The sequence below is a fragment of the Pseudomonas sp. KCJK8993 genome, from assembly GCF_046230915.1.
Lineage (GTDB): Bacteria > Pseudomonadota > Gammaproteobacteria > Pseudomonadales > Pseudomonadaceae > Aquipseudomonas > Aquipseudomonas piscis.
The window spans coordinates 16,802-42,907 of the sequence record NZ_JBJJLO010000049.1 but is presented as its reverse complement, the minus strand read 5'-3'; the positions used below and the strand labels follow the sequence as shown (position 1 = coordinate 42,907).

Sequence of the window (26,106 nt, the reverse complement as noted above, 5' to 3'; positions counted from 1 at the left end):
CATCCCCACCCCCCTCCCACAGCTGTCTCGTTTGTTTTTCTAATTTTTTTTCCTCCCGCCCCCGCCCCCCCTTCACACTCCATCCCCGTGTTTGCACTTTAACTTTCCTTCCCTCCCCTCGACTCACAAAATGCCGGCCCCCCCCCCCCCCCCCCCCGCCACAACCTGCAAAATGCAGGATGCACGATGGCGATTCATGCAATTTGCACGAATTCTTTTTTCAGATGACTTTACAAGCCATTGATATATAAGGATTTTTATAAAATCCAATACTGGCACAATCGCTGCACCTATCACTCCATGCTTGCCCTTCAAGAACTAACGGAGCTGATAGACATGAGCCTGATCCAAGAAAAATTTTCCTCCCTGTTCTCCAACTTCGAAGTGACCACCCTGGCACGCCCCGACGGCGGCATCCTGCTCACCCTGCGCAATAGCGAGGGCAAGGAATTCAAGCGTTCGATTTCCTACGCCCAACTGCACGCCGCAGACCAGCTGTCGTGGGTCATCAGCGCCATCCGCCGCGACCTGGCCGAGCAGGCCAGCGAGCTGCCGCAGATTTCCCTGCTGCAGAGCCAGAACCGCTTCGCCCTGCCGACTTACCACTCCCTGTAAGCCGCTGCCCATCCCGCTGCTCGGGCCGGCCCCACCTTGCGTGGCGCCGGCCCGAGTGCATTTGCCAGGTCAGTCGTCCAGGCGCGGGAAACCACTGGCGATGTCGTCACCGGTGATCCTGGCGGCGTGGGTCGCGGTCTTGTCGCCGAACAAGCGGATGGCCACTAGGTCCGGCTGCTCGCCCATGTCGAACCAGTGGGCCGTGCCTGCCGGCAGCGAGACCAGATCATGCCGTTCGCATACCAGGCCATACACGTAGTCGTCGATATGCAGGTAGAGCAGCCCGCGCCCGGCCAGGAGCAGCAACGCCGCGTCGCCATCCAAGCGCTGCTCCTCGGGCAAGTTGCCGTCGATGTCCGCGTAGCTGCCCTTGCGGCTGAGCACTTCCAGCGAGGCATGGCCCCGCTGGCTCATCAGGGGATCGAGTTGGGCCTGGCAAGCGGCCAGGACCTGTTCCTGGCTGGCGCCGGGTTCGATCCGGGCAGCATGCGGCCAGCGCTCGATGGCGATGCCCTGCTCGGCCAGGGTGGCGGCGATATCCTCGAAATGGGTCAGGACCTTGTTCGGCAGGTCCGGGCTGGAGACGTGATAGACGGACAGGCTGCTCATAGTGGTGACTCCTGGAGTTTGATGAGGCCGTTCGGACACAGCGCTGGCACCTTCGTCGAAGGCGCCTCGGCAGGGTGGCTGGCTGTGCCAGGCAACAGTGCGAGAGACAGGCTCAGGGCCTCTGCTCTTGCATGCGGGCGGCAATGATAACGGCTGCGGCCAGGGCTGCGACGCTGGCCATACTAAAGGTCAATGTCGCCCCCAGGGCGTTCCAGCTGTAGCCGGCATAGAGCGCTCCGAGAGCGCCGCCAGTGCCCGCCAGGGCTGCGTACAACGCCTGGCCCTGGCCTTGCTGGCGCGCCCCGAAGCTGCGCTGGACGAAATGAATGGAGGCAGCGTGGAAGCTGCCGAAGGTCGCGGCATGCAGCACCTGGGCCAACAGCAGCACCCAGAGGAACTCCGCCAGGCTGCCCAATAGCAACCAGCGCAGGGCCGCCAGCAGGAAGCTGGCCAGCAGCACCCGGCGTACGGAGAACCGCGCCAGGATCCGGCTCATGGCCAGGAACATCAACACCTCGGCCACCACCCCGAGGGCCCAGAGCATGCCGATCAATCCACGGCTGTAGCCCAGGCGCTCCAGGTGCAAGGTCAGGAAGGTGTAGTAAGGACCGTGGCTCAGTTGCATGAGCGCCACGCACAAGTAGAAAGCCAGCACCCCGGGGGCCCGCACCTGCCGGAGAAATCCCTCCCCCGCCAGGCGCTGCCCCTGGGCCAGCGGCTGGGCATTGGGCACCCATAGGCTGCTGAGGACGATCCCCGCCATGATCACCACCAGGGTGACCGGGTAGATATCCAGGCTCAGCCACTGGAACAAGCGCCCCAGGGCCACCACCGTGAGAATGAAGCCGACGGAGCCCCAGAGGCGGATCTGACTATAGCGCGAGGCTTGCCCCTGCAAGTGGGCCAGGGTGATGACCTCGAACTGCGGCAGCACCGCGTGCCAGAAGAAGGCATGCAGGGCCATGACCATCGCCAGCCAGGCGTAGCCCTGGTCGATGAAGATCAGGGAAAAACAGCCCAGGGTGCAGATCGCGCCGAAACGCACGATGGCCAGGCGCTGGCCGGTGTAGTCGCCGAGCCAGCCCCAGAGGTTCGGCGCCACGCACCGCATGAGCATGGGGATGGCCACCAGCTCGCCGATCCGCGCGCTGGAAAACCCCAGGTGGTCGAAATACAGCGCCAGGAACGGCGCGGTCGAACCCAGTAGCGCGAAATAGAACAGGTAGAAGCTGGAAAGCCGCCAGTACGGCAATGCCGCCGCGGTCATCCGAGCGTGGCGACCGGCAGCACCGGCATCAACGCTGGCCCAGGACCGGAGTGCCGACGCGCACGTCGGCGTTCTGGCCGCGATGACGCAGCAGGTGGTCCATCAGCACGATGGCCATCATCGCCTCGGCGATCGGCGTGGCGCGGATGCCCACGCATGGGTCGTGGCGCCCCTTGGTGATCACGTCCACCGGGTTGCCATCGACGTCGATGGAGCGCCCCGGGGTGGTGATGCTGGAGGTCGGCTTGAGGGCCAGGTGGGCAATGATCGGCTGGCCCGAGGAGATACCACCGAGGATGCCGCCGGCATTGTTGCTGAGGAAACCTTCCGGCGTCAGCTCGTCCCGGTGTTCCGTGCCACGCTGGGACACCGAGGCGAAACCGGCGCCGATTTCCACGCCCTTGACGGCGTTGATGCTCATCAGCGCATGGGCCAGTTCGGCATCCAGGCGATCGAAGATCGGCTCGCCCAACCCTGGCATCACGCCTTCGGCGACCACCGTGATCTTCGCGCCCACGGAATCCTGGTCACGGCGCAGTTGGTCCATGTAGGCCTCCAGCTCCGGCACCTTGTCCGGGTCGGGACTGAAGAAGGCGTTGTCCTCCACGCCGTCCCAAGTCTTGAACGGGATTTCGATCGGGCCCAGCTGGCTCATGTAGCCCCGCACCACGATGCCCTGGCTGGCCAGGTATTTCTTGGCGATGGCACCGGCCGCCACACGCATGGCGGTTTCCCGCGCCGAGCTGCGGCCACCGCCACGGTAGTCGCGGATGCCGTACTTGTGATGGTAGGTGTAGTCGGCGTGGGCCGGGCGGAACAGATCCTTGATCGCCGAGTAGTCCTTGGACTTCTGGTCGGTGTTACGGATCAGCAGGCCAATGGCGCAGCCGGTGGTCTTGCCCTCGAAGACCCCGGAGAGGATCTCGACCTCGTCGGGCTCCTGGCGCTGGGTGGTGTGGCGGCTGGTGCCGGGCTTGCGCCGGTCCAGGTCGCGCTGCAGGTCTTGCAGGGACAGCTCGAGGCCCGGCGGGCAGCCGTCGACAATGGCGACCAACGCCGGGCCATGGCTTTCGCCGGCGGTGGTGACAGTGAACAGCTTGCCGTAGGTATTGCCGGACATGCGGGGCGCTCCGTGAAATCAGCGGGAATGACTCAATCTGGACCAGGTCCCGTTACGGTTTGTCGATCCTCCATCGACCCACGGCAACAGCTCCCGGCAGCACGGCAGTATACGCAGGCTACCCAAGTAGTTCATCCTCGAACCTTCGACCCTTGCCCGAGTCCAACGGGCACCTTTTCCATGATGGCGTGATGATGCTGCGAGTTCTTCTGCTGAGTCTGTTCCTGTTCACCGGCCTGGCCCAGGCCACCGTCCTGCAACGTCCCATCAGCCTGGATACCGGCCATGGCGAGCTGTACGGTACGCTGCTGCTGCCCAAATCCGCGCAGCCCGTGCCGGTGGTGCTGATCATTTCCGGCTCCGGCCCTACCGATCGCGACGGCAACAACCCCGACGGCGGGCGCAATGACAACCTCAAGCGCCTGGCCTGGGTGCTGGCCCGGCACAACATCGCCAGCGTGCGCTACGACAAGCGCGGGGTGGCCGCCAGCCTCGCCGCCACCCCGGACGAACGCAACCTGACCCTTGAGGCCTACGTGGCCGACGCCGTGGCCTGGGGCAATAAGCTCAAGACCGACCCGCGCCTGGGCCAATTGGTGGTACTGGGCCACAGCGAAGGGGCGCTGATCGCCAGCCTCGCCGCGCCGCAAGTGGATGCCGCGGGCGTGGTTTCCATCGCCGGTACCGCCCGGCCGGTGGACCAGGTCCTGCGCCAGCAATTGAGCTACCGCCTGCCCCCGGGCTTGATGGTGCGGGCCAACGAGCTGCTGGACAGCCTCAAGGCCGGCAAGGTCGACAGCGATGTGCCCGCGGCCTTGCAGGTGATCTTCCGTCCCAGCGTGCAGCCTTACCTGATCACGCTGTTCCGCGAGGATCCGGCCGCTGCCTTCGCCCGCCTGAAGATGCCGGCGCTGATCGTCCAGGGCAGCAACGACATCCAGGTCAGCGTCGATGATGCCAAGGTGCTCAAGGCCGCCAAGCCCGATGCTCGGCTGGCGCTGATCGAGGGCATGAACCATGTGATGCGCATCGTGCCCAACGACCTGCAGCGCCAGCTGGCCTCTTATAAGGACCCGCAACTGCCGCTGGCGGCACAGTTGGGCAGTGCCATCACCGACTTTATTGACGGACTTCACACCCGTTAGCCTGTTTTAACCCTCCAGTCCTGGAAAAAACGGCCGATAAGCCTTTGCCGGCCGTTCGATTGCTGTCGGCGCACAGCGATTGGACAGGACTTGCCGTTATGACTGATACCCAGAATTCACCTGCCGCCGAGCAGGAACCCGTCGCCCCGGAGCCGGCACCGCGTCCCTGGGCGGACGTCCAGGTCGAGCACCGCAGGATGCTGCGCCTGGCTCCCCTGCAAACCGATCGAGCCACCGGTTCGCGCCCCCTGCGTTTCATCGAATTCGGCTACGCCGAGCGCAGCAACAAGCAATACAGCTTGCTGCGCATGAACATCAGCCTGCCCGGGCAACGGGTGCGCAAGGAACAGAATCACCTGGATGTGTGGGTCGAGCACGACACTCGCCGGGTCTGCTTCGAGCCCGAGGGCGGCCTGCAGATCGAGCCCTTGAACCGTGGGATAGGCCGCTTCCTGCTGGCCCAGGCCGCACAGTGGGCACAAAAGAAATGGCCGCACTACCGGGTCGACGGCTTCGACCTGGCGAACAAGGATGCCCTGAACGAAGACACTCGCCTGCGCCGCGACCATGTGCTGCGCATGCAAGGTTTCGATGTGGTCTATGCCGATGCCCAACACCTCAAGGGCAGCGTCAAGGACGTCCAGGTCGGCGAGTTGTTGAGCCAGTGGAACACCGAGAAACTGCAGTTCGTTGAGATACTGGAAGCCGCGCAGATGCTCCAGCAAGCCGAACAGAACCTGGAGGAGCTGGAAGGCAAGCTGCGCAAGCAGGACGAGAAAGTCACCAAGTACAAGCGTGAAGATGCCGGCTTGCGGTTCACCATCACCTGCCTGGTGGCCTTCGCCGTGTTCCAGGCCGGGCTGCTGATCTGGATCGCGACTCACCGCTGAGCCGCATCCTCTTGCCACCAGGGCCCGCATCGCGCGGGCCATTGGCCCCCTTCAGAGACGAGAAGCGAAGAGTGCCTGGTGCTGACGGCACTGTTCGGCGGTGAGCATGAACACGCCATGGCCGCCGCGCTCGAAGTCCAGCCAGGCGAAATCCACCTCCGGATACAGCGCCTCGACGTGTACCTGGCTGTTGCCCACCTCGACGATCAGCAGGCCCTTGTCGGTCAAGTGCCCGGCCGCTTCGGCCAGCATGCGCCGCACCAGGTTCAGGCCATCCTCGCCACAGGCCAGGCCGAGTTCGGGCTCGTGCTGGTATTCCTCGGGCATGTCGGCGAAATCCTCGGCGTCGACATAGGGCGGGTTGGACACGATCAGGTCGAAGCGCTGGCCCGGCAGGCCATCGAAACCATCGCCCTGCACGGTGAAGACCCGCTCTTCGACACCGTGGCGCTCGATGTTCTGGTTGGCCACTTCCAGGGCCTCGAAGGACAGGTCGGCCAGCACCACCTCGGCCTCGCGGAACTCGTAGGCACAGGCGATGCCGATGCAGCCGGAGCCGGTGCACAGGTCGAGGATCCGCGCCGGCTCGTTGGCCAGCCAGGGCTCGAAGCGCTTCTCGATCAGCTCGCCGATGGGCGAACGGGGAATCAGTACGCGTTCGTCGACCACGAACGGCAAGCCACAGAACCAGGCCTCCCCTAGCAGGTAGGCCACGGGAACACGGTCTTCGATGCGGCGCTTGAGCAAGTGCTGCAGGTGGACCAGCTCGTTGTCTTCCAACGCGCAATCCAAATAGCTATCGGCAATTTCCCAGGGCAGATGCAGGGCACCGAGCACCAGTTGGCGCGCCTCGTCCCAGGCATTGTCGGTGCCATGGCCGAAGAACAGATTCTCCCCATGAAAGCGGCTGACGGCCCAGCGGATATGGTCACGCAAGGTGCGTAGACGGGAAGTGATCACGGAACAGACTCCTGACAAAACGACCAACGATTCTAACAGCCAAAGCCGTTGCCGACTAAGCGGAAAACCATTGCCGCGCAATCGACCGGTGAACGCCCCGGGCCCGCCCGAAGGGCGCTCGACGATAGCGCTTGACATGGCTGCAGGCCAGCAACGGCGCCCCTTACGTTAGTAGCGATTCACAGAAGCGCTCCGCCAGAGGACAATGTCGCAAACGCCCCACTCACAGGAGCCCCAGAATGTCCGTTCCAAAGACGATGTTTCAACTCAGCGGTCGTGGTTATGCGGCGGCCAATTTGAGCCACGCGACCCTTGTGATCATCGACGCCCAGAAAGAGTACCTCAGCGGCCCCCTGGCCCTGTCCGGCATGGACGCGGCAGTGGCCAACATCCGCCAGCTGCTGAGCGCCGCCCGGGCAGCCGGCCGGCCCATCGTGCATGTCCGCCACCTCGGCACCGTCGGCGGCCTGTTCGACCCCCAGGGCGAACGCGGCGAATTCATTCCCGGCCTCGAACCCCAGGGTGACGAGACCATCATCGGCAAGCTGCTGCCCAGCGCCTTCCATGGCACCGAACTGGAAAAGCGCCTGCAGGACCTGGGCTCCCTGGACCTGATCGTGGCCGGTTTCATGAGCCACTCCAGCGTCAGCACCACCGTCCGCGCGGCGAAGAACCTGGGCTTTCGCTGCACCCTGGTGGAGGATGCCTGCGCCACCCGCGACCTGCCCTACAAGGACGGCATCCTCAGCGCTGCACACGTCCAGCAGACCGAAATGGCCATCATGGCCGACAACTTCGCCACCCTGGCCTCGACCGCAAGCCTGATCTGACCGCCCTCAGGTGAGCGGCTGGCGGGCCGCTCATCCATGAATGCCACGCATGTTCAGCAATTACCCGAGCCTCAGGAACCACCCGACCAACTTCCGGTCGAAGGGCCGATACCCACTGAGGAAGATCGGAATGAAGATATCCGATGGTTTTGACGCACGCCGGTTGCGGCCCAAGAGCCCGCGCAACTGGCGCTTGCGCTTGGGAGCGGCATTCTCCGCATTGTTGGCGACCTGCGGCGTGCTGCTAGCCATGGCCGGTATCGCCAGCCTGCTGGGACGCGCGCCGGCGCTGGGCGAACTCAACGCCCAACCGCTGGGTTCGACGGTAGTCCTGCTGACCGGCCTGGTGCTGCTGTATGCCGGCGTACGCCTGTGGCGACGTTGCCGACGCCGCATGCGCCAGCCGCTGGCGCTGAACATGGCCCCGCACCTGATGAAAAAACACGACTGAAACAGCCCACGGCGCGATTTACGCGCCTGAAGGCATAGCGACTTGGGTAAACTAGCCCCCCTTCGCGGAGGCTGATATGCAAGACGACGACTTTTCCCTGTTCAAGAACGAGATGCGCGGCATCAAGCCGATCAAGCATGACCGTGCCGAAACAGGCAAACCCAAGACCGACCGGGCGCAGATCGCCAAGCTGCGCCAGGCTGCCACCGTACGCAGCGAAACCACTACGGTGGACGGCTTGTCCGACCAGTTCGTCATCGACGTGGGTCCGGAAGACGAGCTGATGTGGGCCCGCGACGGGGTCCAGGACAGCCAGATGCGCAAGCTGAAGATCGGCCAGATCCCCTTCGAAGGCAGCCTCGACCTGCACGGCATGACCGTGGAGAAAGCCCGGGAAACCCTCTGGGCGTTCCTCGCCGAAGCCACCAAGTTCGAAATCCGCTGTGTCCGGGTTACCCACGGCAAGGCCGTGCGCCTGGATGGCAAGCGGCCGATGATCAAGAGCCACGTCAACACCTGGCTGCGCCAGCATCCGCAAGTGCTGGGCTTCGCTTCCTGCCAGGCCAGGCATGGCGGCACCGGTGCGCTGTACGTCATGCTCAAGCGCACCATGATGGAAGGCCGCGACGAATAAAGCGCCTGCATCGAGCTTGCAGCGCCGTGCCGGCCACCGTACCCTTGCCCTTTGCGTAAAATCCCACAGGTAGTTTCATGTCCCTGGAACAGAATTACACCGCGATCCTCGGCCAATTGGGCGAGGACGTCTCCCGCGAGGGCCTGCTCGACACGCCCAAGCGCGCCGCCAAAGCCATGCAGTACCTTTGCCGCGGTTATGCACAAACCCTGGAAGAGGTCACCAACGGTGCCTTGTTCAGCTCCGACAACAGCGAAATGGTGCTGGTCAAGGACATCGAGCTCTACTCGCTGTGCGAACACCACCTGCTGCCTTTCATCGGCAAGGCCCACGTGGCCTACATCCCCAGCGGCAAGGTCCTGGGGTTGTCGAAGGTCGCGCGCATCGTCGACATGTATGCCCGGCGCCTGCAGATCCAGGAAAACCTCAGCCGGCAGATCGCCGACGCCGTCCAGCAAGTGACCGGTGCGCTGGGCGTGGCCGTGGTGATCGAGGCCAAGCACATGTGCATGATGATGCGCGGCGTGGAGAAGCAGAATTCATCGATGATCACCTCGGTGATGCTCGGTGAGTTCCGCGAGAATGCCGCGACCCGCAGCGAGTTCCTCAGCCTGATCAAGTGACAGGCGGTCAATGAAAAAACCGGCGTCGATCGCCGGTTTTTTTCGCCTGGCCAAAATCGGTTAAGCTGCCGCCCCTTCATCCATGGGCAAGAGGCAACACCGTGATCGTCAAAGCACTGCGAGTCGGCCTGGGCCAACTCATCATTTTCATCGACTTCATCACCCGTCCGCGCAAGCAAAAGCGCAGCGCCGCCGCCCAGGCCCAGGTCGAGCAGGCCGCCCAGAGCCTGGCGCTGTACCAGTTCCACGCCTGCCCCTTCTGCGTGAAGACCCGCCGCACCCTGCACCGCCTGAACGTGCCGGTGGCACTGCGCGACGCCAAGAACAACCCGCAAGACCGCCAGGCCCTGCTGGAGCAAGGCGGCAAGATCAAGGTGCCGTGCCTGCGCATCGAAGAGCACGGACAAACCACCTGGATGTACGAATCCAAGGTGATCATCGATTACCTGAACCAGCGCTTCGCAACCGTCTGACGCCCTCCCCCGGGGCTTTTCAGCCCCGGGCCAGCTGCAAGTCGAGCAAGGCCGCGCCCAGGCACTTGCCGTGGGCATCCAACGCCAGAGAGCGGGTCACCCCGCCACGCAGGATGCCCGGCAAGACAAAGTTCAAGGCCCGCACATTCTCCAGGACATAACGCTGTACCGGCGCAGCATCGCTCCCCAGCAAGCCGGCGAAATATTGCGCCACGCGCTCGGCGGTAAGCTGCTCGCAAAGAAAGGCAAAGTCCTCGGCGCGGTAGGCAATCACCGAAATATTCGAAGTGTCGCCCTTGTCCCCGGTACGCGAGTGCGCCAAGTCACGCAATTTGACCTCATTCATGCCCGTACCTCCTGATGCAAGGTGACCTTGACGGCCTCCCGGGGCAGTAACAGCGAGGCCACCGCCACCACCTGCCGCAGGCTTTTGCTGGCCCCGCCGCCACCAGCGGGCCCATTGGTATAGAGGGTTTCCACCTCATTGCCGACGCGCACCGCTTCGGCCTTGTCCGTGCAGCGAGCCGCCACCCGCAGGCGCACCTCCCAGGGCTCGACATGCGCTCGCTGGCCCAGTTCAACACCGTGCAAGGCATCGATGCCGATCAGTTCCGCGCGCACTTCCTGCATCTGTACCCCGGTCAGGGCCAGGCGTTCAAGCACGATGTCCCGGGCCAGCCGCGCCCTTGCCACAGCTCCAGGGCCGCCATAGGAAATCTGCCCTTCGCCGATCCAGCCATCCAGGTAGCCAACGCTGACCTTGAGCCGCTCAGGCCGCGGACTGCCTGCCGCCCCTTGCAGCCGCACCCGGTCGGGGGCCTCCTCGACAAAGCCCACCGCGGAAAAATCGGCACAGACATCCGGCGTCAGGTAGGCCGCCGGGTCATGCACTTCGTAGATCAACTGCTCGGTACAGGTAGCGCTGCTGACCTGTCCCCCGGAGCCCTTGACCTTGGTGATCAGGGCCGCGCCCTGTTCATCCACTTCGGCCAGGGGGAAACCCAGGCGCGCCAGACCGGCCACATTCTTGACCTCCGGATCGGCAAAGTAGCCGCCGCTGACCTGGCCTGCGCATTCCAGCAGATGCCCCACCAGCGTCCCGCGTCCCAGGCGCAACCAGTCATCCTCGGCCCAGCCGAACTCGAAGATCTGCGGCGCCAGGAACAACGAAGGGTCGGCCACCCGCCCAGTGATCACCACGTCGGCATCGGCCCGCAGCGCCTCGACTATGCCCTGGGCGCCCAGGTAGGCATTGGCGGAAATCAGCCGCTGCCCCAGCGAGCCCAGGGACTGCCCGTTGTCCAGCATCCACTCCGGCCGGGCCCGCAGAGTCTCGAGCACATCGTCCCCCAGCACCGCGATCACCTTGAGCCCTGGCAAGCCCAGCTCGGCGGCGATCCGCTGCACCTCGGCCACCGCCGCCAACGGATTGGCCGCCCCCATGTTGCTGATGATGCGCAAACGCCGTCCCGAGGCCGCGGCGCCGACAAAGGGCAGCACCCCGCGCATCCGTGCCCCCAGCAACGGGTCGTAGCCGCTGTGCGGGTCGGCCAGGCGCGCCTGCTGCGCCAGGGCGATGGTGCGCTCGGCCAGGCATTCGAACACCAGGTAATCCAGGTCGCCCTGTTGCGCCAACTCGATGGCGGGCTCGATACGGTCACCGGAGTAACCGGCGCCGGAGCCGATACGTAGGCTTTTCATCTTAAAAAACTCCCAGCAGCAGCGCGGTCAGGGTCATCAACACTGACGCGGCGAATAGAAAGGGGATGGTGAAACGCTGATGGTCGGCCAGTTCGATCTTGCACAGGCCCACCAGCAGGAAGGTCGCCGGGGTCAGAGGGCTTACCGGGAAACCGGTGGTGTGCACGCCGAGCAACGAAGCCTGGGCCACTTGCAGCGGGTCGACACCCAGGGCCTTGCCCACTTCGGCAATCACCGGCATCACCCCGAAATAATAGGAGTCAGGGTCGAACAGCATGCTCAGGGGCATGGACAGGACCCCCACCACGGTCGGAATCAGCTTGCCGTGACCGGCAGGAATCTGCGCCACCGTCACTTCGGCAATCGCCTTGAGCATGCCGCTGCCCTGCATGATGCCAGTGAACACACCGGCCGCCAGGAGAATGCTGGCCATGGTCAGGGCCGTCTTGGCATGAGCATCGATGCGTGCTCGCTGGGCCTCGACATCCGGGTAGTTGATGCACAGCGCCAGCACCGTGCCGACCATGAACATCACCACCGGATCGACCCAGCCGGCAATCATCACCAACATCACCAGCACCGTGAGCAGCAGGTTGACCCAGAAGCGCCCGGGACGGCGCAGCGCCTCTTCGGCGGGGCTCAATACCCGGGTCGGGATGCCTGCACCGACCGAAGCATCGGCACCGAGGCCCAGGCGGCGCTCCTCCCGGCGGCCGAGCCACCAGGCACTGGCGAAGACGAACAGCAAGCCGACGATCTGCACCGGGATCAGCGGCTGGAACAAATCCGCCACCGGCACATGCAAGGCCGCTGATGAGCGCAACACCGGGCCGGTCCAGGGCAGGAAATTGACCCCGGCGGCCATCGCCGCGACACAGGCCAGAATCCGCCGGTCGATGCCCAGCCGGGTGTACAACGGCAGCATGGCCGGCACCGTCACCAGGAAGGTCACGGCGCCGGAACCGTCCAGGTGCACCAGCAGCGCCAGAAGCGCCGTACCGACCACGATCCGCGTCGGTCGGGTGCCGACGGTGCGCAAGATGCGGTCGATGATCGGATCGAGCATGCCGGCATCGGTCATGATGCCGAAGAACAGGATGGCGAACACGAACATGCCTACCACGGGGGCGACGTTCTTGATGCCGGTGACGATGAAGGCACTGGTCTGCAGACCGAAACCGCCGATCAGCGCCGCGATGATCGGCAGCGCAATCAGCGCGACCAGAGGCGACAGGCGCTTGCTCATGACGGCCGCGAGCAGGCAGAGAATGGTGATGACACCCAGGGTGGCGAGCATGGAGCAACTCCAGTGTGCCGCCTCTTCAAGCCGGGGCCGGAAGGCGGACGGTTATTGTTTTTCTGGAGTATTGAAATCGCGCTAGCCTTTGTAAATTGGAATATTCGGCGCCCTGTATTCGGAAAAACAAAATGAAGAACTCGATCCAGCATATCCAGGCCTTCCTCGCCGTAGCCCGCAGCGGCAACTTCAGCAAAGCTGCCGCCGAGCTGCACCTGTCGCCATCAGCCCTTACCGTGCAGGTCCAGCAACTGGAGGAATGGCTGGGGGTCGCCCTGCTCGACCGCAGCCCGCGCCATGTCAGCCTGACCGCCGCTGGGCAGCAGGCCCGGGGACCGATGGAGAAACTGCTGCTGGACCTGGACAACATTGTCAGCGGCTCCCGGGACCTGGCCGCCCTGCGCCGGGGCATGGTCACCCTGGCCGCGCTGCCGTCGGTCTGCGCCGGGGTGCTGCCGCCGGCCTTGCGCCAGTTTCGCGAGCAATTTGCCGGAATCGAGCTACGCCTGCAGGACCTGGTGGCTCACCGCATTCATGCCCAAGTCCGGGCCGGCGAAGTGGATTTCGGTATCGGCGGGCGCGCCCGGCTCAGCCATGGGCTGGATTTCCAGCCCCTGCTGGAGGATCGCCTGTGCCTGTTCGTGGCCACCGATCATCCCCTGGCCCTGCGCCAGTCAGTAACGCTAAAGGACTTGGCCCGCCAGCCGATCATTCTCACCGGTCGCGACAGCAGCGTGCGCGAACAGGTCGAAACGTTGTTCGATGACAGCCGACTGCCCCTGCTTGCGGCCATGGAAGCCAACTACATGAGCACGGTGCTGGCTCTGGTACGCCAGGGGCTGGGCATTACCCTGCTGCCGGAATCCGCCGATGACGGCCGTGAGGGCCTGCGCCGGATTGCCATCAAACATCCTGGGGTCAGCCGCGAGATCGGCCTGATCCGCCGCAGTGGCCAGCAACTGAGCCCAGCGGCGCAGCGCTGCTATGAATGGCTACGCCATAACCTGGCCAGTGAATATCGTTAGCGGGACCCACAACGCACTGAACCGGCACAAGGCCGGTTCAGTGGGGATGGAAGCACCCGCTCAGTCGAGCATCGTCACGTGTCGCGGATGGCTCGCTACCCGTTGCATCCAGGCCTGGATCCCGGGGTAGCCCGCCAGGTCGAAACCACCCTCGTGGGCCACATGGGTGTAGGCATACAGCGCGATGTCGGCGATGGAGTAATGCTCGCCCACCAGGTACGGCGTGCGGCTCAGCTGTTTTTCCATCACCTCCAGCGCCTTGTAGCCACGCTTGTGCAGCTTCAGGTATTCCTCCCGGCGCTCCTCGGGCAAGCCCTCGTAGGCTTTTATGAAACGCGCCACGGCAATGTACGGCTCGTGGCTGTACTGCTCGAAGAACTGCCATTGCAGGACCTGGGTCCGTAGCCGCGGCTCGCCGGGCAGGAACTCACTGCCATCGGCAAGGAAGTTGAGGATCGCGTTGGACTCCCACAGGCAAGTGCCGTCCTCGAGTTCCAGGACCGGGATCTTGCCGTTGGGGTTTTTCGCCAGGAATGCCTCGGTCTGGGTATCCCCGCCAAGGATATCCACCGCCTGCCATTCATAAGGCAGTCCCAACAGGTTGAGCATCAGCTTGATCTTGTAGCAGTTGCCTGAACGGTAATCGCCATAAACCTTGTACATGGCCCTCCCCTAGGCTGCCTGTGCAGCCTGTGCTTGACGTATCACGGTGGCCAGCCGCTTGAGGCCCTCGTCCAGCCGCGCCGGATCGATGTGGCTGAAATTCAACCGAAGATGCCCGTGGTGGTGGTCCGGTTCGCTAAAGAACGGCTCACCGGGCATGAAGGCGACGTCGCGTTCCAATGCCGCCTCCAGCAAAGTGCGGGTGTCCAGGGGCTGTTTCAAGCTCAGCCAGAAAAACAATCCGCCCTCGGGCATCTGCCAGTGCGCCAGATCAGTGAAATGAGCCTGCAAGGCCGCCTCGAAAGCATCACGACGCTGGCGGTAGTAGCTGCGCAGGTCCTGCAGATGCTGCTGGAACCGGTCGCTGCCGATCCACTGCATGGCCTGCCACTGGCCGAAACGGTTGGTGTGCAGATCCGCCGACTGCTTGAGCCGCAACAGGTGCGGGAACAGGTCCGGGCTGGCGATCAGGTAGCCGACCCGCAAGCCGGGCAGCAAGGTCTTGGACACCGTGCCGCTGTAGATCCAGCTGGCCTTGTTCAAGCGCCCGGCAATGGGCCTGGCGCTGCCGCCGTCGAAGGTCAGCTCGCGATAGGGCTCGTCCTCGACCAGGGTGACTTCGAATTCGTCCAGCAAGGCCGCCACCGCATCGCGCTTGGCTTCGCTGTAGCGCACGGCCGAGGGATTCTGGAAGGTCGGGATCAGGTAGGCGAAGGCCGGGCGCTGCTGCTCCAGGCGCTGGCGCATCTGCACCAGGTCCGGGCCATCCTCCTGCAGGGCCACGGTCAGGCACTGGGCACCGAACAGCTGGAAGATCTGCAGGGCCGCCAGATAGGTCGGGGCTTCCAGCATGATCTGGGTACCCTTGTCGATGTACAGCTTGGCCGCCAGGTCGAGGGTCTGCTGGGACCCGCTGACCACCATGACCTGGCTCGCCGTACAGGGCAGGCCGAGCTGGCGCGCCTGTTCGGCCAGGACCTCGCGCAACTGCGGCTCCCCCTCGCTCACGCCGTACTGGCCCATGGTGGTGGGCATGTCCTGCCACTGCACCTTGGGCAACATCGCCTCGGCCGGCAGGCCGCCAGCGAACGACATCACTTCCGGACGCTGGGCCGCGGCGAGGATTTCACGGATCAGGGAGCTTTTAAGGCGCGATACACGTTCGGAGAAGGCCATGGAGTCACCGCTAGCGAAGGGCTGGGGAAATACGTCAAACTACTTGACCGAAAATTACGCCGACTCCCGCAGATACGTCAATATGCTTGACCTGAAACAGCAGTCCTCGCAACAGATCGCCATGGAAGCCTTCTTCTTCGGCTACCAGGCCTTTACCGCCAAGGCCGACGAAATGCTCGAACGTCGCGGCCTGAGCCGCGTCCATCAACGCATCGTGTTTTTCATCGCTCGCTACCCCGAGTTGAGCGTGAAGGAGTTGCTGGCCCTGCTGGGAGTCAGCAAGCAGGCCTTGAACACTCCCCTGCGCCAACTATTGGAAATGCACCTGGTGAACAGCGTCGCGCCCGCCTGCGATAAGCGCAAACGCCTGCTGCAACTGACCGCCGAAGGCGCGCGCTTCGAACAATCCTTGCGCCGCGAGCAGGTCAAGTTGCTGCAACGAGCCTTTGCCGAAGCCGGTGAAGATGCGGTCAATGGCTGGCTGGCAGTCAACCAGGCCCTGGCCGGTAAACCAGTCGACGCCTGAGCCCCAAGGTGGGCAGCGACTCCCGACGCCCACCTCCTGCTACATCTGTTCTCCCCCGTTTGCCTGCCAGCCCTATATAGCGGCCCCCGGCAGAGCCTTCGCACACAAGCCAAAAAACATTATTTGCATTCTTTGTATACAAAAGCATAATCGCCAACTGTGAGTTCTTGACCTTGAGGTCAACAAAGCCCACGCGCCCGACCTGCCTCAAAGAGCCGCTGCCCACCCTCGCGTGCCCGGTTCTGAAAAAACAATAAAACTCTTGAGGAGTACTCGCTGTGGAAAGCCGCAAATCCGAAGCCTCTCCGCTCAACCTCTCGTCATCGCCGAACAGCGGCTGGCTGGAGCGCATCTTCAAACTCAAGTTGCATGGCACCACGGTGAAGACCGAGCTGATCGCCGGCATGACGACCTTCATCACCATGGCCTACATCATCTTCGTCAACCCGAACATCATGGCCGACGCCGGCATCGACCACGGCGCCGCCTTCGTCGCCACCTGCATCGCCGCGGCCCTGGGCTGCCTGTTGATGGGCCTGTACGCCAACTGGCCAGTGGGCCTGGCACCAGGCATGGGGCTCAACGCTTTCTTCACCTACACCGTGGTCGGCACCATGGGTTACCAGTGGGAAACCGCCCTCGGCGCGGTCTTCGTCTCCGGCGTGCTGTTCATGATCCTGACCCTGTCGCGGATCCGCGAGTGGCTGCTCAACAGCATCCCGGCCAGCCTGCGCTTCGCCATGGGCGCCGGAGTCGGGCTGTTTCTCGGTCTGATCGGGCTCAAGACTTCCGGGATCATCGTCGACAGCCCGGCGACCCTGATCAAGCTGGGTTCACTGCGCGAGCCGGGACCGCTGCTGGCGGCGGTGTGCTTCCTGATGATCGCCGTGCTCAGCTATCGGCGGGTGTTCGGCGCGATCCTGATCAGCATCATCGCCGTGACCCTGGCCGGCTGGGGCCTGGGCCTGGTGCACTACGACGGCATCCTTTCTCCTCCGCCAAGCCTGGCGCCGACCTGGATGGCCATGGATGTCGCCGGGGTGTTCAACGTCGGCATGATCAGCGTGGTCCTGGCGTTCCTGTTCGTGCACATGTTCGATACCGCCGGCACCTTGATGGGTGTGGCCCAGCGCGCTGGCCTGGTGAACCCTGACGGGCGGATCGAGAACCTGTCCCGGGCGCTCAAGGCCGACAGTACCTCCAGCGTGTTCGGCGCGGTGGTCGGCGTACCACCGGTCACCAGCTATGTGGAAAGCGCCGCGGGCGTAGCCGCCGGTGGGCGCACCGGCCTGACCGCCATCACCGTGGGCGTGCTGTTCGTGGCGGCGATGTTCTTCGCCCCGCTGGCCGGGATGATCCCCGCCTACGCCACCGCTGGCGCGCTGATCTATGTGGCGATGCTGATGATGGGCGGCATGGCCCACATCGACTGGGAAGAAGCCACCGACAGCATTCCAGCGATCGTCACCGCGATCATGATGCCCCTGACCTTTTCCGTCGCCGACGGGATCGCCCTGGGTTTCATCACCTACGTGGTGCTCAAGGCCGGCACCGGCAGGCACAAGGAAATCTCCATCAGCCTGTACGTGCTGTGCGCGATTTTCATCGCCAAGTTCGTGTTCCTGTAGCCCTCGGCCCTTGTCACCAAGCCCCGTCCAGCTGGATGGGGCTTTTTCATGAGGGCCCCGGCAACACACCGGCCCGCCCTGGTCGCGGGCAAAAAAAAGCCCGCAGTGTGGGGCGGGCAAGGACCAAAGAAAGCTATTTGCGCAGGATTCTTGGGGGAAAGTCCTAGCTTCCTCGATAGGTCGAATAGCTGTAGGGCGAAATCAGCAGCGGCACGTGGTAGTGATCCTGCTCGGCGCTGATGCCGAAACGCAGCACCACCACATCGAGGAATGCCGGCTCCGGCAACTGCACGCCGCGGGCGCGGTAGTAATCGCCGGCGTGGAAGTGCAGCTGGTAGACGCCGCTGCGGTAGTCATCGCCTTGCAGCAGCGGTGCGTCGCAGCGCCCGTCGCTGTTGGTGACGGCGCTGGCGACCGGTTCCAACTGCGCCCCTTCGACCCGATACAGCTCGATCTTGATGGCGCTGCCAGGGCAGCCGTGTGCGGCATCCAAAACGTGTGTAGTCAAACGTCCCATTGATTCTGCGTGCCTGTTGCGATCGAGCTTCAGGCCTCGCGCCTCCCGGAGTCAGTGAAAGAAAGGGCGGCCATGATCGGCGGCTGGGCAACGAGCATGGCGAGGTCACGATTAAGACACTTTTATCTAAAATTGTACACAATAATAATTACACTCATCGCCCACTCCAAGGCTACTGCCGGTCGGCCGCCGATCAAGCCCAAAGCACGCCGCCTGGCGACTTGTGATTCATAAGCTGACCGCTTGGGCAGATTTCTTGCAGGGAGATTGTGCAGCCACAAAAGGGTAAATTTGCAAAAAAACGGGCTTACAAACCGATTATAAACTTGTATACAATCAAGCCATCGCAGTGACGCCCACCTGGCTCTTCCCGGCTTCAGGTCCCGCCACGCCACAGTTACCACGAACAATAAGGAAGACTGCAGTGAGCGCTGACTACCCTCGCGACCTGATCGGTTACGGCTCCAACCCTCCCCACCCTCACTGGCCAGGCAATGCCCGCGTCGCCCTGTCCTTCGTGCTCAATTACGAAGAAGGCGGCGAGCGCAACATCCTTCATGGCGACAAGGAGTCCGAAGCCTTCCTCTCGGAAATGGTCGCCGCCCAGCCCCTGCAGGGCGAGCGCAACATGAGCATGGAATCGCTGTACGAATATGGCAGCCGTGCCGGCGTCTGGCGGATCCTCAAGCTGTTCAAGGCATTCGATATCCCGCTGACCGTCTTCGCCGTGGCCATGGCCGCCCAGCGACATCCGGACGTGATCCGCGCCATGGTCGAGGCCGGCCACGAAATCTGCAGCCACGGCTACCGCTGGATCGACTACCAGTACATGGATGAGGCCCAGGAACGCGAGCACATGCTCGAAGCGATTCGCATCCTCACCGAGATCACCGGCGAACGGCCCCTGGGCTGGTACACCGGGCGCACCGGCCCGAACACCCGGCGCCTGGTGATGGAGGAAGGCGGCTTCCTCTACGACAGCGATACCTACGACGACGACCTGCCCTACTGGGAACCCAACAACCCCACCGGCAAGCCGCACCTGGTGATCCCCTACACCCTGGACACCAACGACATGCGCTTCACCCAGGTGCAGGGTTTCAACAAGGGCGATGACTTCTTCCACTACCTCAAGGACGCCTTCGACGTCTTGTATGCCGAGGGTGCAGAGGCACCGAAGATGCTCTCCATCGGCCTGCACTGCCGCTTGGTGGGACGTCCGGCACGCCTGGCCGCCCTCAAGCGCTTCATCGAGTACGTCAAGGGCCACGAGCAGGTGTGGTTCACCCGGCGGGTGGATATCGCCCGCCACTGGCAGCAGGTCCACCCTTGCCAGGGAGCGGCGAAATGACAGCCTTCCGGACCCTCAAGCCCTCGACCCTGGATCGCTCCGCCTTCGTCGAGGCCTTCGCCGATATCTACGAGCATTCTCCATGGGTAGCCGAAAGGGCCCATGACCTGGGCCTGGACGCCTCGGTGGACCAAATCGAGGGCCTGCACCAGCGCATGAGCGACATCCTGCTCAGCGCCGACCACGCCACCCAACTGGCGCTGATCAACGCCCACCCGGACCTGGCCGGCAAGGCCGCGATCCAGGGCGAGCTGACCGCGGCCAGCACCAACGAGCAGGCCGGCGCCGGCATCCATCAGTGCACCGCCGAGGAGTTCCAGCGCTTCACCGAACTGAACGACGCCTACAAGGCCAAGTTCCAGTTCCCCTTCATCATGGCGGTGAAGGGCAGCAACCGGCACCAGATCCTCGCCGCCTTCGAAACCCGCATCCACAACCCGGTGGACACCGAGTTCAAGTGCGCCCTGGCGGAGATCAACAAGATCGCCCTGTTCCGCTTGCAGACGCTGTAGCCAGTGGTCGAGGCAGGTCCGGCCTGCCGCGGCAAAACCACCGATAAAGGCTGACAAGAACAATGAACAACCACGCCATGACCTGCTCACAGCCCGCCACCTGCAAGGGTGCATGCCCGGCTGCCCGGAACCTCGCCGAACCTCGGGGCCCGCACCTTCGCATCCCGCCGCACCGACTCCCGGACACGAGCCGCGAGCAGCCCTGGGCATCCGCCAGGGATGCAGGCTGAAACCACTCGGTGAGCGGCGCCGGACATGGCCAACAGCAACCCATAGAGAATTCAAGAAGAACAGCATGCGCACATTGACCATTGAGCCCCTGAGCAAGGAAGCCTTCGCCCCCTTCGGAGACGTGATCGAAACCGACGGCAGCGATCACTTCATGATCAACAACGGTTCGACCATGCGCTTCCACCGCCTGGCGACGGTCGAGACCGCCCAGCCGGAGGACCGGGCGATCATCAGTATCTTCCGCGCCGACGCGCTGGAGATGCCGCTCACCATCCGCATGCTGGAACGCCATCCGCTGGGCAGCCAGGCCTTCATCCCGCTGCTCGGCAACCCCTTTCTGATCGTGGTCGCGCCACTTGGCGATGCACCTGTATCAGGTCTCGTCCGTGCCTTTGTCAGTAATGGCAGGCAGGGCATCAACTACCATCGCGGCGTCTGGCACCACCCGGTGCTGACGATCGAAAAGCGGGATGACTTCCTGGTGGTCGATCGCAGTGGTTCTGGCAACAACTGCGATGAGCATTTCTTCAAAGAGGATGAGCGTTTGATCCTCGCCCCCCACCAATAAGAGAAGGCCTGATCCCCCGACAACAAGGGTGACGGGCATGAGGTAAAGACTGTGGAAGCACATCTGTTGGAATGGCTCAACCTGAGCGTGCGCTGGATACACATGATCACCGGTGTGGCCTGGATCGGCGCATCGTTCTACTTCGTCTGGCTGGAGAACAACCTCAATCGCGTCAACCCCAGGAACGGCCTGTCCGGCGATCTCTGGGCAATCCACGGCGGCGGTATCTACCACCTGGAAAAATACAAGCTGGCCCCCCCCTCAATGCCGGAAAACCTGCACTGGTTCAAATGGGAAGCCTATTTCACCTGGATGTCGGGGATCGCCCTGCTGTGCCTGGTGTTCTACTGGAACCCGACCCTGTACCTGCTGGCCCCCGGCAGCACCCTGAGCGGCGGCGAGGGCATCGCCATCGGCGTCGGTTCGCTGATCGCCGGCTGGTTCATCTACGACTTCCTGTGCGATTCGCCGCTGGGCAAGCAACCGGCCCTGCTGGGCCTGGTGCTGTTCGTGCTGATCATCGCCGCCTGCTTCGGCTTCAGCCAGGTGTTCAGCGGTCGCGGTGCCTACCTGCATACCGGGGCGATCATCGGCACCATCATGGTGGGTAACGTGTTCCGCATCATCATGCCGGCCCAGCGCCAGCTGGTAGCGGCCATCGAGGCCAACCAGACGCCGGATCCGGTCCTGCCGGCCAAGGGCCTGCTGCGTTCGCGGCACAACAACTACTTCACCCTGCCGGTGCTGTTCATCATGATCAGCAACCACTTCCCGAGCACCTACGGCAGCCAGTACAACTGGTTGATCCTGGCCGGTATCGCGGTGGCGGCGGTGCTGGTTCGCCACTACTTCAACACTCGCCATGACAGCCACAAGTTCGCCTGGACCCTGCCGGTCGCGGCGCTGGGCATGATCTGCCTGGCCTATGTCACCGGCCCGGCCGGCAATCCCGGCACCCCGGAAGTGGCCAAGGCCCCCGCCAAGATCGAGTACCAGCCGCTGCCGGAAACCGCCCTGGGCGGGGGGGCCAAGCCTGCCACCCAGGCCTCGGCGCCGGCTCCGGCCGCCAGCGCTCCGACCCAGGCCGCCAATACCGGGCCGAGCTTCGAGAAGGTCCACAACGTGATCCAGGAACGTTGCGCGGTCTGCCACTCGGCCAAGCCCACCAGCCCGTTGTTCAGCACCGCGCCCGCCGGGGTGATGTTCGATACCCCCGAGCAGATCCGCTTGCAGGCGGCGCGCATCCAGGCCCAGGCGGTCGCCAGCCAGATCATGCCCCTGGGCAACATCACCCAGATGACCCAGCAGGAACGTGAACTGATCGGCGCCTGGATCGCCCAGGGGGCCCAGACCAACTGATCAGCGCCTGGCGCCAGGCCCAGCGGCGAGCAGCCCGCTTCTACAGGATCGATGCTTCTGTAGGGGCGGGCTGGCTCGCCATCGGCCGATCATGATTTGCCTGTTGCTGCATACCACTACGCCAATGGCGCGGTGGCTAAATCACAAGAATAAAAAAGATCCGAGGTGTTGCATGTCCGATTCATCCGAACAGTGCGTCCCCGATGCGCCAGCCATTCAGCGCTTGCCTTTCCTGCAACTGATCCTGGTCGGCTTGCAGCACGTCCTGCTGATGTATGGCGGCGCAATCGCGGTACCGCTGATCATCGGGCAGGCCGCAGGCCTGAGTCGTGAAGAAATCGCCTTCCTGATCAACGCCGACCTGCTGGTGGCCGGCATCGCCACCATCGTCCAGTCCTTCGGTATCGGCCCCATGGGCATTCGCATGCCGGTGATGATGGGCGCCAGTTTCGCCGCCGTGGGCAGTATGGTGGCCATGGCCGGCATGCCCGGCATCGGCCTGCCGGGTATCTTCGGCGCCACCATCGCCGCCGGGTTCTTCGGCATGCTGATCGCGCCCTTCATGTCCAAGGTGGTGCGTTTCTTCCCGCCCCTGGTCACCGGCACGGTGATCACCTCGATCGGCTTGTCGCTGTTCCCCGTGGCGGTGAACTGGGCCGGTGGCGGCGGGACCTCGGCACAATTCGGCTCCCCCATCTACCTCATCGTCGCCGGGTTGGTGCTGGGCACCATCCTGCTGATCCACCGCTTCATGCGTGGGTTCTGGGTGAACATTTCCGTGCTGATCGGCATGGGCCTGGGCTACCTGCTATGCGGCTTGATCGGCATGGTCGACCTCAGCGGACTGGCCCAGGCGCCCTGGCTACAGGTGGTGACGCCCCTGCACTTCGGCATGCCGCAATTCAACCTGGCCCCCATCCTCTCCATGTGCCTGGTGGTGGTGATCATCTTCGTCGAGTCCACCGGCATGTTCCTGGCCCTGGGCAAGATCACCGGCCAGGAAGTCACGCCGCGCATGCTGCGCCGTGGCCTGTTGTGTGATGCCGGGGCCTCGTTCTTCGCCGGCTTGCTCAATACCTTCACCCATTCCTCGTTCGCCCAGAACATCGGCCTGGTACAGATGACCGGGGTTCGCTGCCGTTCGGTGACCATGGTCGCCGGCGGCTTGCTGATCGTCCTCAGCCTGCTGCCCAAGGCGGCCTTCCTGGTGGCGTCGATTCCCCCGGCGGTACTGGGTGGCGCGGCCATCGCCATGTTCGGCATGGTGGCGGCCACCGGGATCAAGATCCTCCAGGAGGCCGACATCGCCGACCGGCGCAACCAATTGCTGGTGGCGGTGAGCATCGGCATGGGCCTGATCCCGGTGGTACGCCCGGAGTTCTTCGCCCACCTGCCGCTGTGGATGAGCCCCATTACCCACAGCGGCATCGCCATGGCTACCCTGAGCGCCCTGCTGCTGAACCTGTTGTTCAACATCCTTGGCGGTGCCGAACGAGCCACCGACAGCCACCGGCAAGTGCACCAGCATTGAACGACCCGGGCGCCAGGTTGGCGCCCGAGCATGCCCTGAACCGATATCGCAGCCACGGCCCACCCTGGGCCCAGCGCTGCCTGCACCGCTGCGCCTTGATAACAATAACAACCAGGGAGCACCACCATGCAGACTGCCCGCAGTTACCCAGTGGCCCCAATTTCCCGGGCGCCACGCAGCCAGGCCGCTAGCGGTCATGGCCCTGCCATTCCCCATCGTTGCGAGCCGGTGGCCAGACCTGGCGCCCGGCCTGCCCCAGCGTGGCTGCAAGTACAGCGCCGCGCTGTACTTGAGCGCCGCCGTGGGAGCCAGTATTCTCCGCGGCCGCGCAACTCCGAGGTAAAAAAAAGCCCGGACGAAAAACCTGACCTGAAAGCCAATTTATCCCGGCCCAGGCAGACATCAAGGCGCAAGAATCAAAGCACAAGAACCCCCTCCCGACTGTATCGCTACAGCCGGGCGGCGGTTCTTTCGCTTTTTTTCGGCCTTGCCACAGCAGCCGTTAAAAACGGCCGAGCTGAGCGATCGGACAGCGTTCGAAGCAAAGAAAAAAAGGCGCCAGACCAGAGCGCCAGACCAAAAAACATTGAAACACCTACTTTGGGAGCAACCGAATGAAACCTGTGAGCGCACGCCTGATGCTGGCCGCCGGCCTGCTGGCCGGAAGCCAGGCCATGGCCGGGGACCTGCTGCAATGGCAGAACAACAGCCTGACCTACCTGTACGGCAAGGACTTCAAGATCAACCCGCAGATCCAGCAGACCGTGACCTTCGAGCACGCCGACGCCTGGAAGTACGGGGACAACTTCTTCTTCCTCGACCGCATCTTCTATAACGGCAAGAAAGACGGCAACGTCGGCCCGAACACCTACTATGGCGAGTTCACCCCGCGCCTTTCGTTCGGCAAGATCTTCGACCAGAAGCTGGAATTCGGCCCGATCAAGGATGTGCTCCTGGCCTTCACCTATGAATTCGGCGAAGGCGACAACGAGTCCTACCTGGTCGGCCCCGGTTTCGACCTGACGGTGCCGGGCTTCGACTACTTCCAGCTCAACTTCTACCAGCGCCACACCGAAGGCAGCCGCCCGGGCGACAACGTCTGGCAGATCACCCCGGTGTGGTCCTACACCATTCCCGTGGGCCACTCGGACATCCTGATCGACGGCTACATGGACTGGGTCGTGGACAACGACCGTAATTCCAAGGGCACCTATCACGCCAACCTGCACTTCAATCCACAGGTCAAGTACGACCTGGGCAAGGCATTGAACTGGGGCGCCAAGCAGCTGTACGTCGGTTTCGAATACGACTACTGGAAGAACAAGTACGGCGTCCAGGACTCTCGCGCCTTCGAGACCAACCAGGACACCGCCAGCCTGTTGGTCAAGTACCACTTCTAAGCGGCATCCCGGGTGCTGCCTTCGATGGCTGGAGGCAGCACGCTAAATATCGACCAATTCGATAAAACCAGCGCACATTTCGCAACCATCGATCGATGAGACAGGCATACCATCCCGCTCATTCCACTTATCGATCAGGAGTTGCTCCATGACCCAACTGCGCAAGGTACTCAGCGTCCATAGCGGCCAGCCCGCATCCGACGGTGCCGGAGTGAAACTGACCCGGGTCTTCGGTGGCCAGGGCGTCGAATGCTTCGATCCGTTCCTGATGCTCGACGAATTCGGCTCACAGAACCCCGACGACTACATCGCCGGCTTCCCGCCCCACCCGCACCGTGGCTTCGAGACCGTGACCTACATGCTCGAAGGCCGCATGCGCCATGAAGACCACCTGGGCAACGTCGGCCTGCTGCAGAGCGGCGGCGTGCAATGGATGACTGCCGCCAAGGGCATCATCCACAGCGAGATGCCGGAACAGGAACAAGGCGTGATGCGCGGCTTCCAGCTGTGGCTGAACCTCCCGGGCCGACACAAGCTCGATCCGGCCGCCTATCGCGATATCCAGCCCCAGGACCTCCCGCGGTTGACCACGGCTGGTGGAGTCGAGGCGGTGGTGATCGCCGGGCGCTTCGACGATGGTCACAGCCAGCTGGCCGGAGCGGTGGAACGCCCCCATACCGAACCGCATTACTTCGACCTGCACCTGCCGGCCGGAGCCTCGGTCAGTCCACGACTGCCGGCGGGACACCGAGTGTTGCTGTACGTCTATGAAGGGTCGATCGAGTTGCCGGAGCACCCGCAGAGCGTCGCCAGCAGCCGACTGGTACGCCTGTCCGACGAAGGTGAACTGCGCCTGGACAGCCGCGCGGGCGCCCGGGTGCTGCTGATCGCCGGCAAGCCCCTGGGAGAACCGGTGGTGCAGTACGGCCCTTTCGTGATGAATAGCCGGGAGCAGATCGAGCAGGCCTTGCGGGATTTTCGCGATGACCGCCTGACCGACTGAG

At 63.6% G+C, this 26,106-nt stretch carries 28 protein-coding genes; 18 read left to right on the top strand and 10 right to left on the bottom strand.

Features of this window, described 5'->3' with window-relative positions:
• Positions 1-336: 336 nt before the first annotated feature.
• Positions 337-615 carry a DUF3509 domain-containing protein gene (locus ACK6AU_RS17150; protein WP_022640152.1) on the top strand — a complete coding sequence of 93 codons (279 nt, stop codon included), beginning with the start codon at positions 337-339 and terminating at the stop codon, positions 613-615.
• Between the two features lie 69 nt (positions 616-684).
• Here the strand turns inward: ACK6AU_RS17150 and ACK6AU_RS17145 are convergent, their stop codons facing one another.
• The 3 genes from ACK6AU_RS17145 to aroC all read right to left on the bottom strand — a co-directional run bounded on the left by ACK6AU_RS17145 (position 685) and on the right by aroC (position 3,611).
• Complete coding sequence (locus tag ACK6AU_RS17145; RefSeq protein ID WP_409300219.1) at positions 685-1,224, bottom strand: acireductone dioxygenase; 540 nt, start codon at positions 1,222-1,224, stop codon at positions 685-687.
• A 112-nt stretch (positions 1,225-1,336) separates the two neighbouring features.
• Positions 1,337-2,491: an MFS transporter gene (locus tag ACK6AU_RS17140; protein WP_409300217.1), complete on the bottom strand. Its 1,155-nt coding sequence runs from the start codon at positions 2,489-2,491 to the stop codon at positions 1,337-1,339.
• Between the two features lie 28 nt (positions 2,492-2,519).
• Positions 2,520-3,611 (bottom strand): chorismate synthase, encoded by a 1,092-nt coding sequence (aroC, locus tag ACK6AU_RS17135; RefSeq protein ID WP_185699785.1) that lies wholly within the window; start codon positions 3,609-3,611, stop codon positions 2,520-2,522.
• 191 nt (positions 3,612-3,802) lie between these two features.
• On the opposite strand from aroC, the gene ACK6AU_RS17130 reads away from it, so the two are divergent.
• Both ACK6AU_RS17130 and ACK6AU_RS17125 read left to right on the top strand, forming a co-directional pair.
• The gene (locus ACK6AU_RS17130; protein WP_409300215.1) at positions 3,803-4,756 is read left to right on the top strand and encodes an alpha/beta hydrolase; all 954 of its coding nucleotides are present in this window, start codon (positions 3,803-3,805) and stop codon (positions 4,754-4,756) included.
• Between the two features lie 98 nt (positions 4,757-4,854).
• A complete protein-coding gene (locus ACK6AU_RS17125; RefSeq protein WP_185699783.1) occupies positions 4,855-5,646 on the top strand; it encodes a hypothetical protein in 792 nt (263 codons plus the stop codon).
• Between the two features lie 51 nt (positions 5,647-5,697).
• Here ACK6AU_RS17125 and prmB read toward each other — a convergent pair whose 3' ends face one another.
• Positions 5,698-6,606, bottom strand: coding sequence for a 50S ribosomal protein L3 N(5)-glutamine methyltransferase (gene prmB, locus ACK6AU_RS17120; RefSeq protein WP_185699782.1), 909 nt, complete (start codon positions 6,604-6,606; stop codon positions 5,698-5,700).
• Positions 6,607-6,845: 239 nt separating this feature from the next.
• Between prmB and ACK6AU_RS17115 the strand changes: the two genes are divergently transcribed.
• The 5 genes from ACK6AU_RS17115 to ACK6AU_RS17095 all read left to right on the top strand — a co-directional run bounded on the left by ACK6AU_RS17115 (position 6,846) and on the right by ACK6AU_RS17095 (position 9,617).
• On the top strand, positions 6,846-7,436 hold the full coding sequence (locus tag ACK6AU_RS17115; protein WP_031320281.1) for a cysteine hydrolase family protein: 591 nt from the start codon (positions 6,846-6,848) through the stop codon (positions 7,434-7,436).
• 130 nt (positions 7,437-7,566) lie between these two features.
• Entirely contained in the window at positions 7,567-7,887 is a 321-nt protein-coding gene (locus ACK6AU_RS17110; protein WP_185699781.1) for a hypothetical protein, read from the top strand.
• Between the two features lie 76 nt (positions 7,888-7,963).
• Positions 7,964-8,521 carry a Smr/MutS family protein gene (locus ACK6AU_RS17105; protein ID WP_152898752.1) on the top strand — a complete coding sequence of 186 codons (558 nt, stop codon included), beginning with the start codon at positions 7,964-7,966 and terminating at the stop codon, positions 8,519-8,521.
• 77 nt (positions 8,522-8,598) lie between these two features.
• Positions 8,599-9,144, top strand: a complete 546-nt coding sequence (folE, locus tag ACK6AU_RS17100) for a GTP cyclohydrolase I FolE (RefSeq protein WP_011062625.1) — start codon at positions 8,599-8,601, stop codon at positions 9,142-9,144.
• A gap of 101 nt (positions 9,145-9,245) precedes the next feature.
• Positions 9,246-9,617, top strand: a complete 372-nt coding sequence (locus tag ACK6AU_RS17095; protein WP_185699780.1) for a glutathione S-transferase N-terminal domain-containing protein — start codon at positions 9,246-9,248, stop codon at positions 9,615-9,617.
• 19 nt (positions 9,618-9,636) lie between these two features.
• On the opposite strand, the gene ACK6AU_RS17090 is transcribed toward ACK6AU_RS17095, so the two are convergent.
• Genes ACK6AU_RS17090 through ACK6AU_RS17080 form a run of 3 tightly spaced genes read right to left on the bottom strand, consistent with a single transcriptional unit; the run spans position 9,637 to position 12,615 of the window.
• A complete protein-coding gene (locus ACK6AU_RS17090; RefSeq protein ID WP_011062627.1) occupies positions 9,637-9,963 on the bottom strand; it encodes a hypothetical protein in 327 nt (108 codons plus the stop codon).
• Positions 9,960-11,318, bottom strand: a complete 1,359-nt coding sequence (locus ACK6AU_RS17085) for an acyclic terpene utilization AtuA family protein (RefSeq protein WP_409300211.1) — start codon at positions 11,316-11,318, stop codon at positions 9,960-9,962. The genes ACK6AU_RS17090 and ACK6AU_RS17085 overlap by 4 nt, the downstream gene beginning before the upstream one ends.
• 1 nt (position 11,319) lies before the next feature.
• A complete protein-coding gene (locus tag ACK6AU_RS17080; RefSeq protein WP_409300209.1) occupies positions 11,320-12,615 on the bottom strand; it encodes a CitMHS family transporter in 1,296 nt (431 codons plus the stop codon).
• Between the two features lie 131 nt (positions 12,616-12,746).
• Here ACK6AU_RS17080 and ACK6AU_RS17075 point away from each other — a divergent pair, with 131 nt between their 5' ends.
• Positions 12,747-13,640, top strand: a complete 894-nt coding sequence (locus ACK6AU_RS17075) for a LysR family transcriptional regulator (protein WP_185699777.1) — start codon at positions 12,747-12,749, stop codon at positions 13,638-13,640.
• A gap of 60 nt (positions 13,641-13,700) precedes the next feature.
• Here ACK6AU_RS17075 and ACK6AU_RS17070 read toward each other — a convergent pair whose 3' ends face one another.
• Together ACK6AU_RS17070 and ACK6AU_RS17065 are read right to left on the bottom strand one after the other, a co-directional pair.
• Positions 13,701-14,303 (bottom strand): glutathione S-transferase family protein, encoded by a 603-nt coding sequence (locus ACK6AU_RS17070; protein ID WP_185699776.1) that lies wholly within the window; start codon positions 14,301-14,303, stop codon positions 13,701-13,703.
• 9 nt (positions 14,304-14,312) lie between these two features.
• Positions 14,313-15,479 carry a PLP-dependent aminotransferase family protein gene (locus ACK6AU_RS17065; protein WP_409300206.1) on the bottom strand — a complete coding sequence of 389 codons (1,167 nt, stop codon included), beginning with the start codon at positions 15,477-15,479 and terminating at the stop codon, positions 14,313-14,315.
• 82 nt (positions 15,480-15,561) lie between these two features.
• Here ACK6AU_RS17065 and ACK6AU_RS17060 point away from each other — a divergent pair, with 82 nt between their 5' ends.
• Positions 15,562-16,005, top strand: a complete 444-nt coding sequence (locus ACK6AU_RS17060; protein ID WP_185699774.1) for a MarR family winged helix-turn-helix transcriptional regulator — start codon at positions 15,562-15,564, stop codon at positions 16,003-16,005.
• Positions 16,006-16,283: 278 nt separating this feature from the next.
• On the top strand, positions 16,284-17,633 hold the full coding sequence (locus tag ACK6AU_RS17055; RefSeq protein WP_185699773.1) for an NCS2 family permease: 1,350 nt from the start codon (positions 16,284-16,286) through the stop codon (positions 17,631-17,633).
• A 163-nt stretch (positions 17,634-17,796) separates the two neighbouring features.
• Here ACK6AU_RS17055 and uraH read toward each other — a convergent pair whose 3' ends face one another.
• On the bottom strand, positions 17,797-18,150 hold the full coding sequence (gene uraH, locus ACK6AU_RS17050) for a hydroxyisourate hydrolase (protein ID WP_409300203.1): 354 nt from the start codon (positions 18,148-18,150) through the stop codon (positions 17,797-17,799).
• A 424-nt stretch (positions 18,151-18,574) separates the two neighbouring features.
• On the opposite strand from uraH, the gene puuE reads away from it, so the two are divergent.
• The 7 genes from puuE to ACK6AU_RS17015 all read left to right on the top strand — a co-directional run bounded on the left by puuE (position 18,575) and on the right by ACK6AU_RS17015 (position 26,105).
• A complete protein-coding gene (gene puuE, locus ACK6AU_RS17045; RefSeq protein ID WP_409300201.1) occupies positions 18,575-19,501 on the top strand; it encodes an allantoinase PuuE in 927 nt (308 codons plus the stop codon).
• Entirely contained in the window at positions 19,498-20,013 is a 516-nt protein-coding gene (uraD, locus tag ACK6AU_RS17040) for a 2-oxo-4-hydroxy-4-carboxy-5-ureidoimidazoline decarboxylase (protein WP_185699770.1), read from the top strand. Before puuE ends, uraD begins: the two co-directional genes overlap by 4 nt.
• 295 nt (positions 20,014-20,308) lie before the next feature.
• Positions 20,309-20,812, top strand: a complete 504-nt coding sequence (locus tag ACK6AU_RS17035) for an ureidoglycolate lyase (protein ID WP_022640170.1) — start codon at positions 20,309-20,311, stop codon at positions 20,810-20,812.
• 51 nt (positions 20,813-20,863) lie between these two features.
• The gene (locus ACK6AU_RS17030; protein ID WP_409300198.1) at positions 20,864-22,171 is read left to right on the top strand and encodes a urate hydroxylase PuuD; all 1,308 of its coding nucleotides are present in this window, start codon (positions 20,864-20,866) and stop codon (positions 22,169-22,171) included.
• A gap of 172 nt (positions 22,172-22,343) precedes the next feature.
• Positions 22,344-23,702 (top strand): nucleobase:cation symporter-2 family protein, encoded by a 1,359-nt coding sequence (locus ACK6AU_RS17025; protein WP_185699768.1) that lies wholly within the window; start codon positions 22,344-22,346, stop codon positions 23,700-23,702.
• Between the two features lie 614 nt (positions 23,703-24,316).
• Positions 24,317-25,102 (top strand): outer membrane protein OmpK, encoded by a 786-nt coding sequence (locus ACK6AU_RS17020; RefSeq protein WP_185699767.1) that lies wholly within the window; start codon positions 24,317-24,319, stop codon positions 25,100-25,102.
• A 148-nt stretch (positions 25,103-25,250) separates the two neighbouring features.
• The gene (locus ACK6AU_RS17015) at positions 25,251-26,105 is read left to right on the top strand and encodes a pirin family protein (protein ID WP_409300196.1); all 855 of its coding nucleotides are present in this window, start codon (positions 25,251-25,253) and stop codon (positions 26,103-26,105) included.
• The last annotated feature ends 1 nt before the right edge of the window (position 26,106 follow it).

Coding starts and splice junctions, on each gene's coding strand:
- ACK6AU_RS17125 (WP_185699783.1), top strand. CDS start 4,855: ATGACTGATACCCAGAATTCACCTGCCGCCGAGCAGGAACCCGTCGCC.
- ACK6AU_RS17065 (WP_409300206.1), bottom strand. CDS start 15,479: ATGGCCTTCTCCGAACGTGTATCGCGCCTTAAAAGCTCCCTGATCCGT.
- ACK6AU_RS17070 (WP_185699776.1), bottom strand. CDS start 14,303: ATGTACAAGGTTTATGGCGATTACCGTTCAGGCAACTGCTACAAGATC.
- ACK6AU_RS17105 (WP_152898752.1), top strand. CDS start 7,964: ATGCAAGACGACGACTTTTCCCTGTTCAAGAACGAGATGCGCGGCATC.
- ACK6AU_RS17035 (WP_022640170.1), top strand. CDS start 20,309: ATGCGCACATTGACCATTGAGCCCCTGAGCAAGGAAGCCTTCGCCCCC.
- ACK6AU_RS17150 (WP_022640152.1), top strand. CDS start 337: ATGAGCCTGATCCAAGAAAAATTTTCCTCCCTGTTCTCCAACTTCGAA.
- aroC (WP_185699785.1), bottom strand. CDS start 3,611: ATGTCCGGCAATACCTACGGCAAGCTGTTCACTGTCACCACCGCCGGC.
- ACK6AU_RS17110 (WP_185699781.1), top strand. CDS start 7,567: ATGAAGATATCCGATGGTTTTGACGCACGCCGGTTGCGGCCCAAGAGC.
- ACK6AU_RS17115 (WP_031320281.1), top strand. CDS start 6,846: ATGTCCGTTCCAAAGACGATGTTTCAACTCAGCGGTCGTGGTTATGCG.
- ACK6AU_RS17140 (WP_409300217.1), bottom strand. CDS start 2,491: ATGACCGCGGCGGCATTGCCGTACTGGCGGCTTTCCAGCTTCTACCTG.
- ACK6AU_RS17025 (WP_185699768.1), top strand. CDS start 22,344: ATGTCCGATTCATCCGAACAGTGCGTCCCCGATGCGCCAGCCATTCAG.
- folE (WP_011062625.1), top strand. CDS start 8,599: ATGTCCCTGGAACAGAATTACACCGCGATCCTCGGCCAATTGGGCGAG.
- ACK6AU_RS17075 (WP_185699777.1), top strand. CDS start 12,747: ATGAAGAACTCGATCCAGCATATCCAGGCCTTCCTCGCCGTAGCCCGC.
- uraD (WP_185699770.1), top strand. CDS start 19,498: ATGACAGCCTTCCGGACCCTCAAGCCCTCGACCCTGGATCGCTCCGCC.
- uraH (WP_409300203.1), bottom strand. CDS start 18,150: ATGGGACGTTTGACTACACACGTTTTGGATGCCGCACACGGCTGCCCT.
- ACK6AU_RS17020 (WP_185699767.1), top strand. CDS start 24,317: ATGAAACCTGTGAGCGCACGCCTGATGCTGGCCGCCGGCCTGCTGGCC.
- ACK6AU_RS17085 (WP_409300211.1), bottom strand. CDS start 11,318: ATGAAAAGCCTACGTATCGGCTCCGGCGCCGGTTACTCCGGTGACCGT.
- ACK6AU_RS17015 (WP_409300196.1), top strand. CDS start 25,251: ATGACCCAACTGCGCAAGGTACTCAGCGTCCATAGCGGCCAGCCCGCA.
- ACK6AU_RS17060 (WP_185699774.1), top strand. CDS start 15,562: ATGCTTGACCTGAAACAGCAGTCCTCGCAACAGATCGCCATGGAAGCC.
- ACK6AU_RS17145 (WP_409300219.1), bottom strand. CDS start 1,224: ATGAGCAGCCTGTCCGTCTATCACGTCTCCAGCCCGGACCTGCCGAAC.
- ACK6AU_RS17090 (WP_011062627.1), bottom strand. CDS start 9,963: ATGAATGAGGTCAAATTGCGTGACTTGGCGCACTCGCGTACCGGGGAC.
- ACK6AU_RS17080 (WP_409300209.1), bottom strand. CDS start 12,615: ATGCTCGCCACCCTGGGTGTCATCACCATTCTCTGCCTGCTCGCGGCC.
- ACK6AU_RS17130 (WP_409300215.1), top strand. CDS start 3,803: ATGATGCTGCGAGTTCTTCTGCTGAGTCTGTTCCTGTTCACCGGCCTG.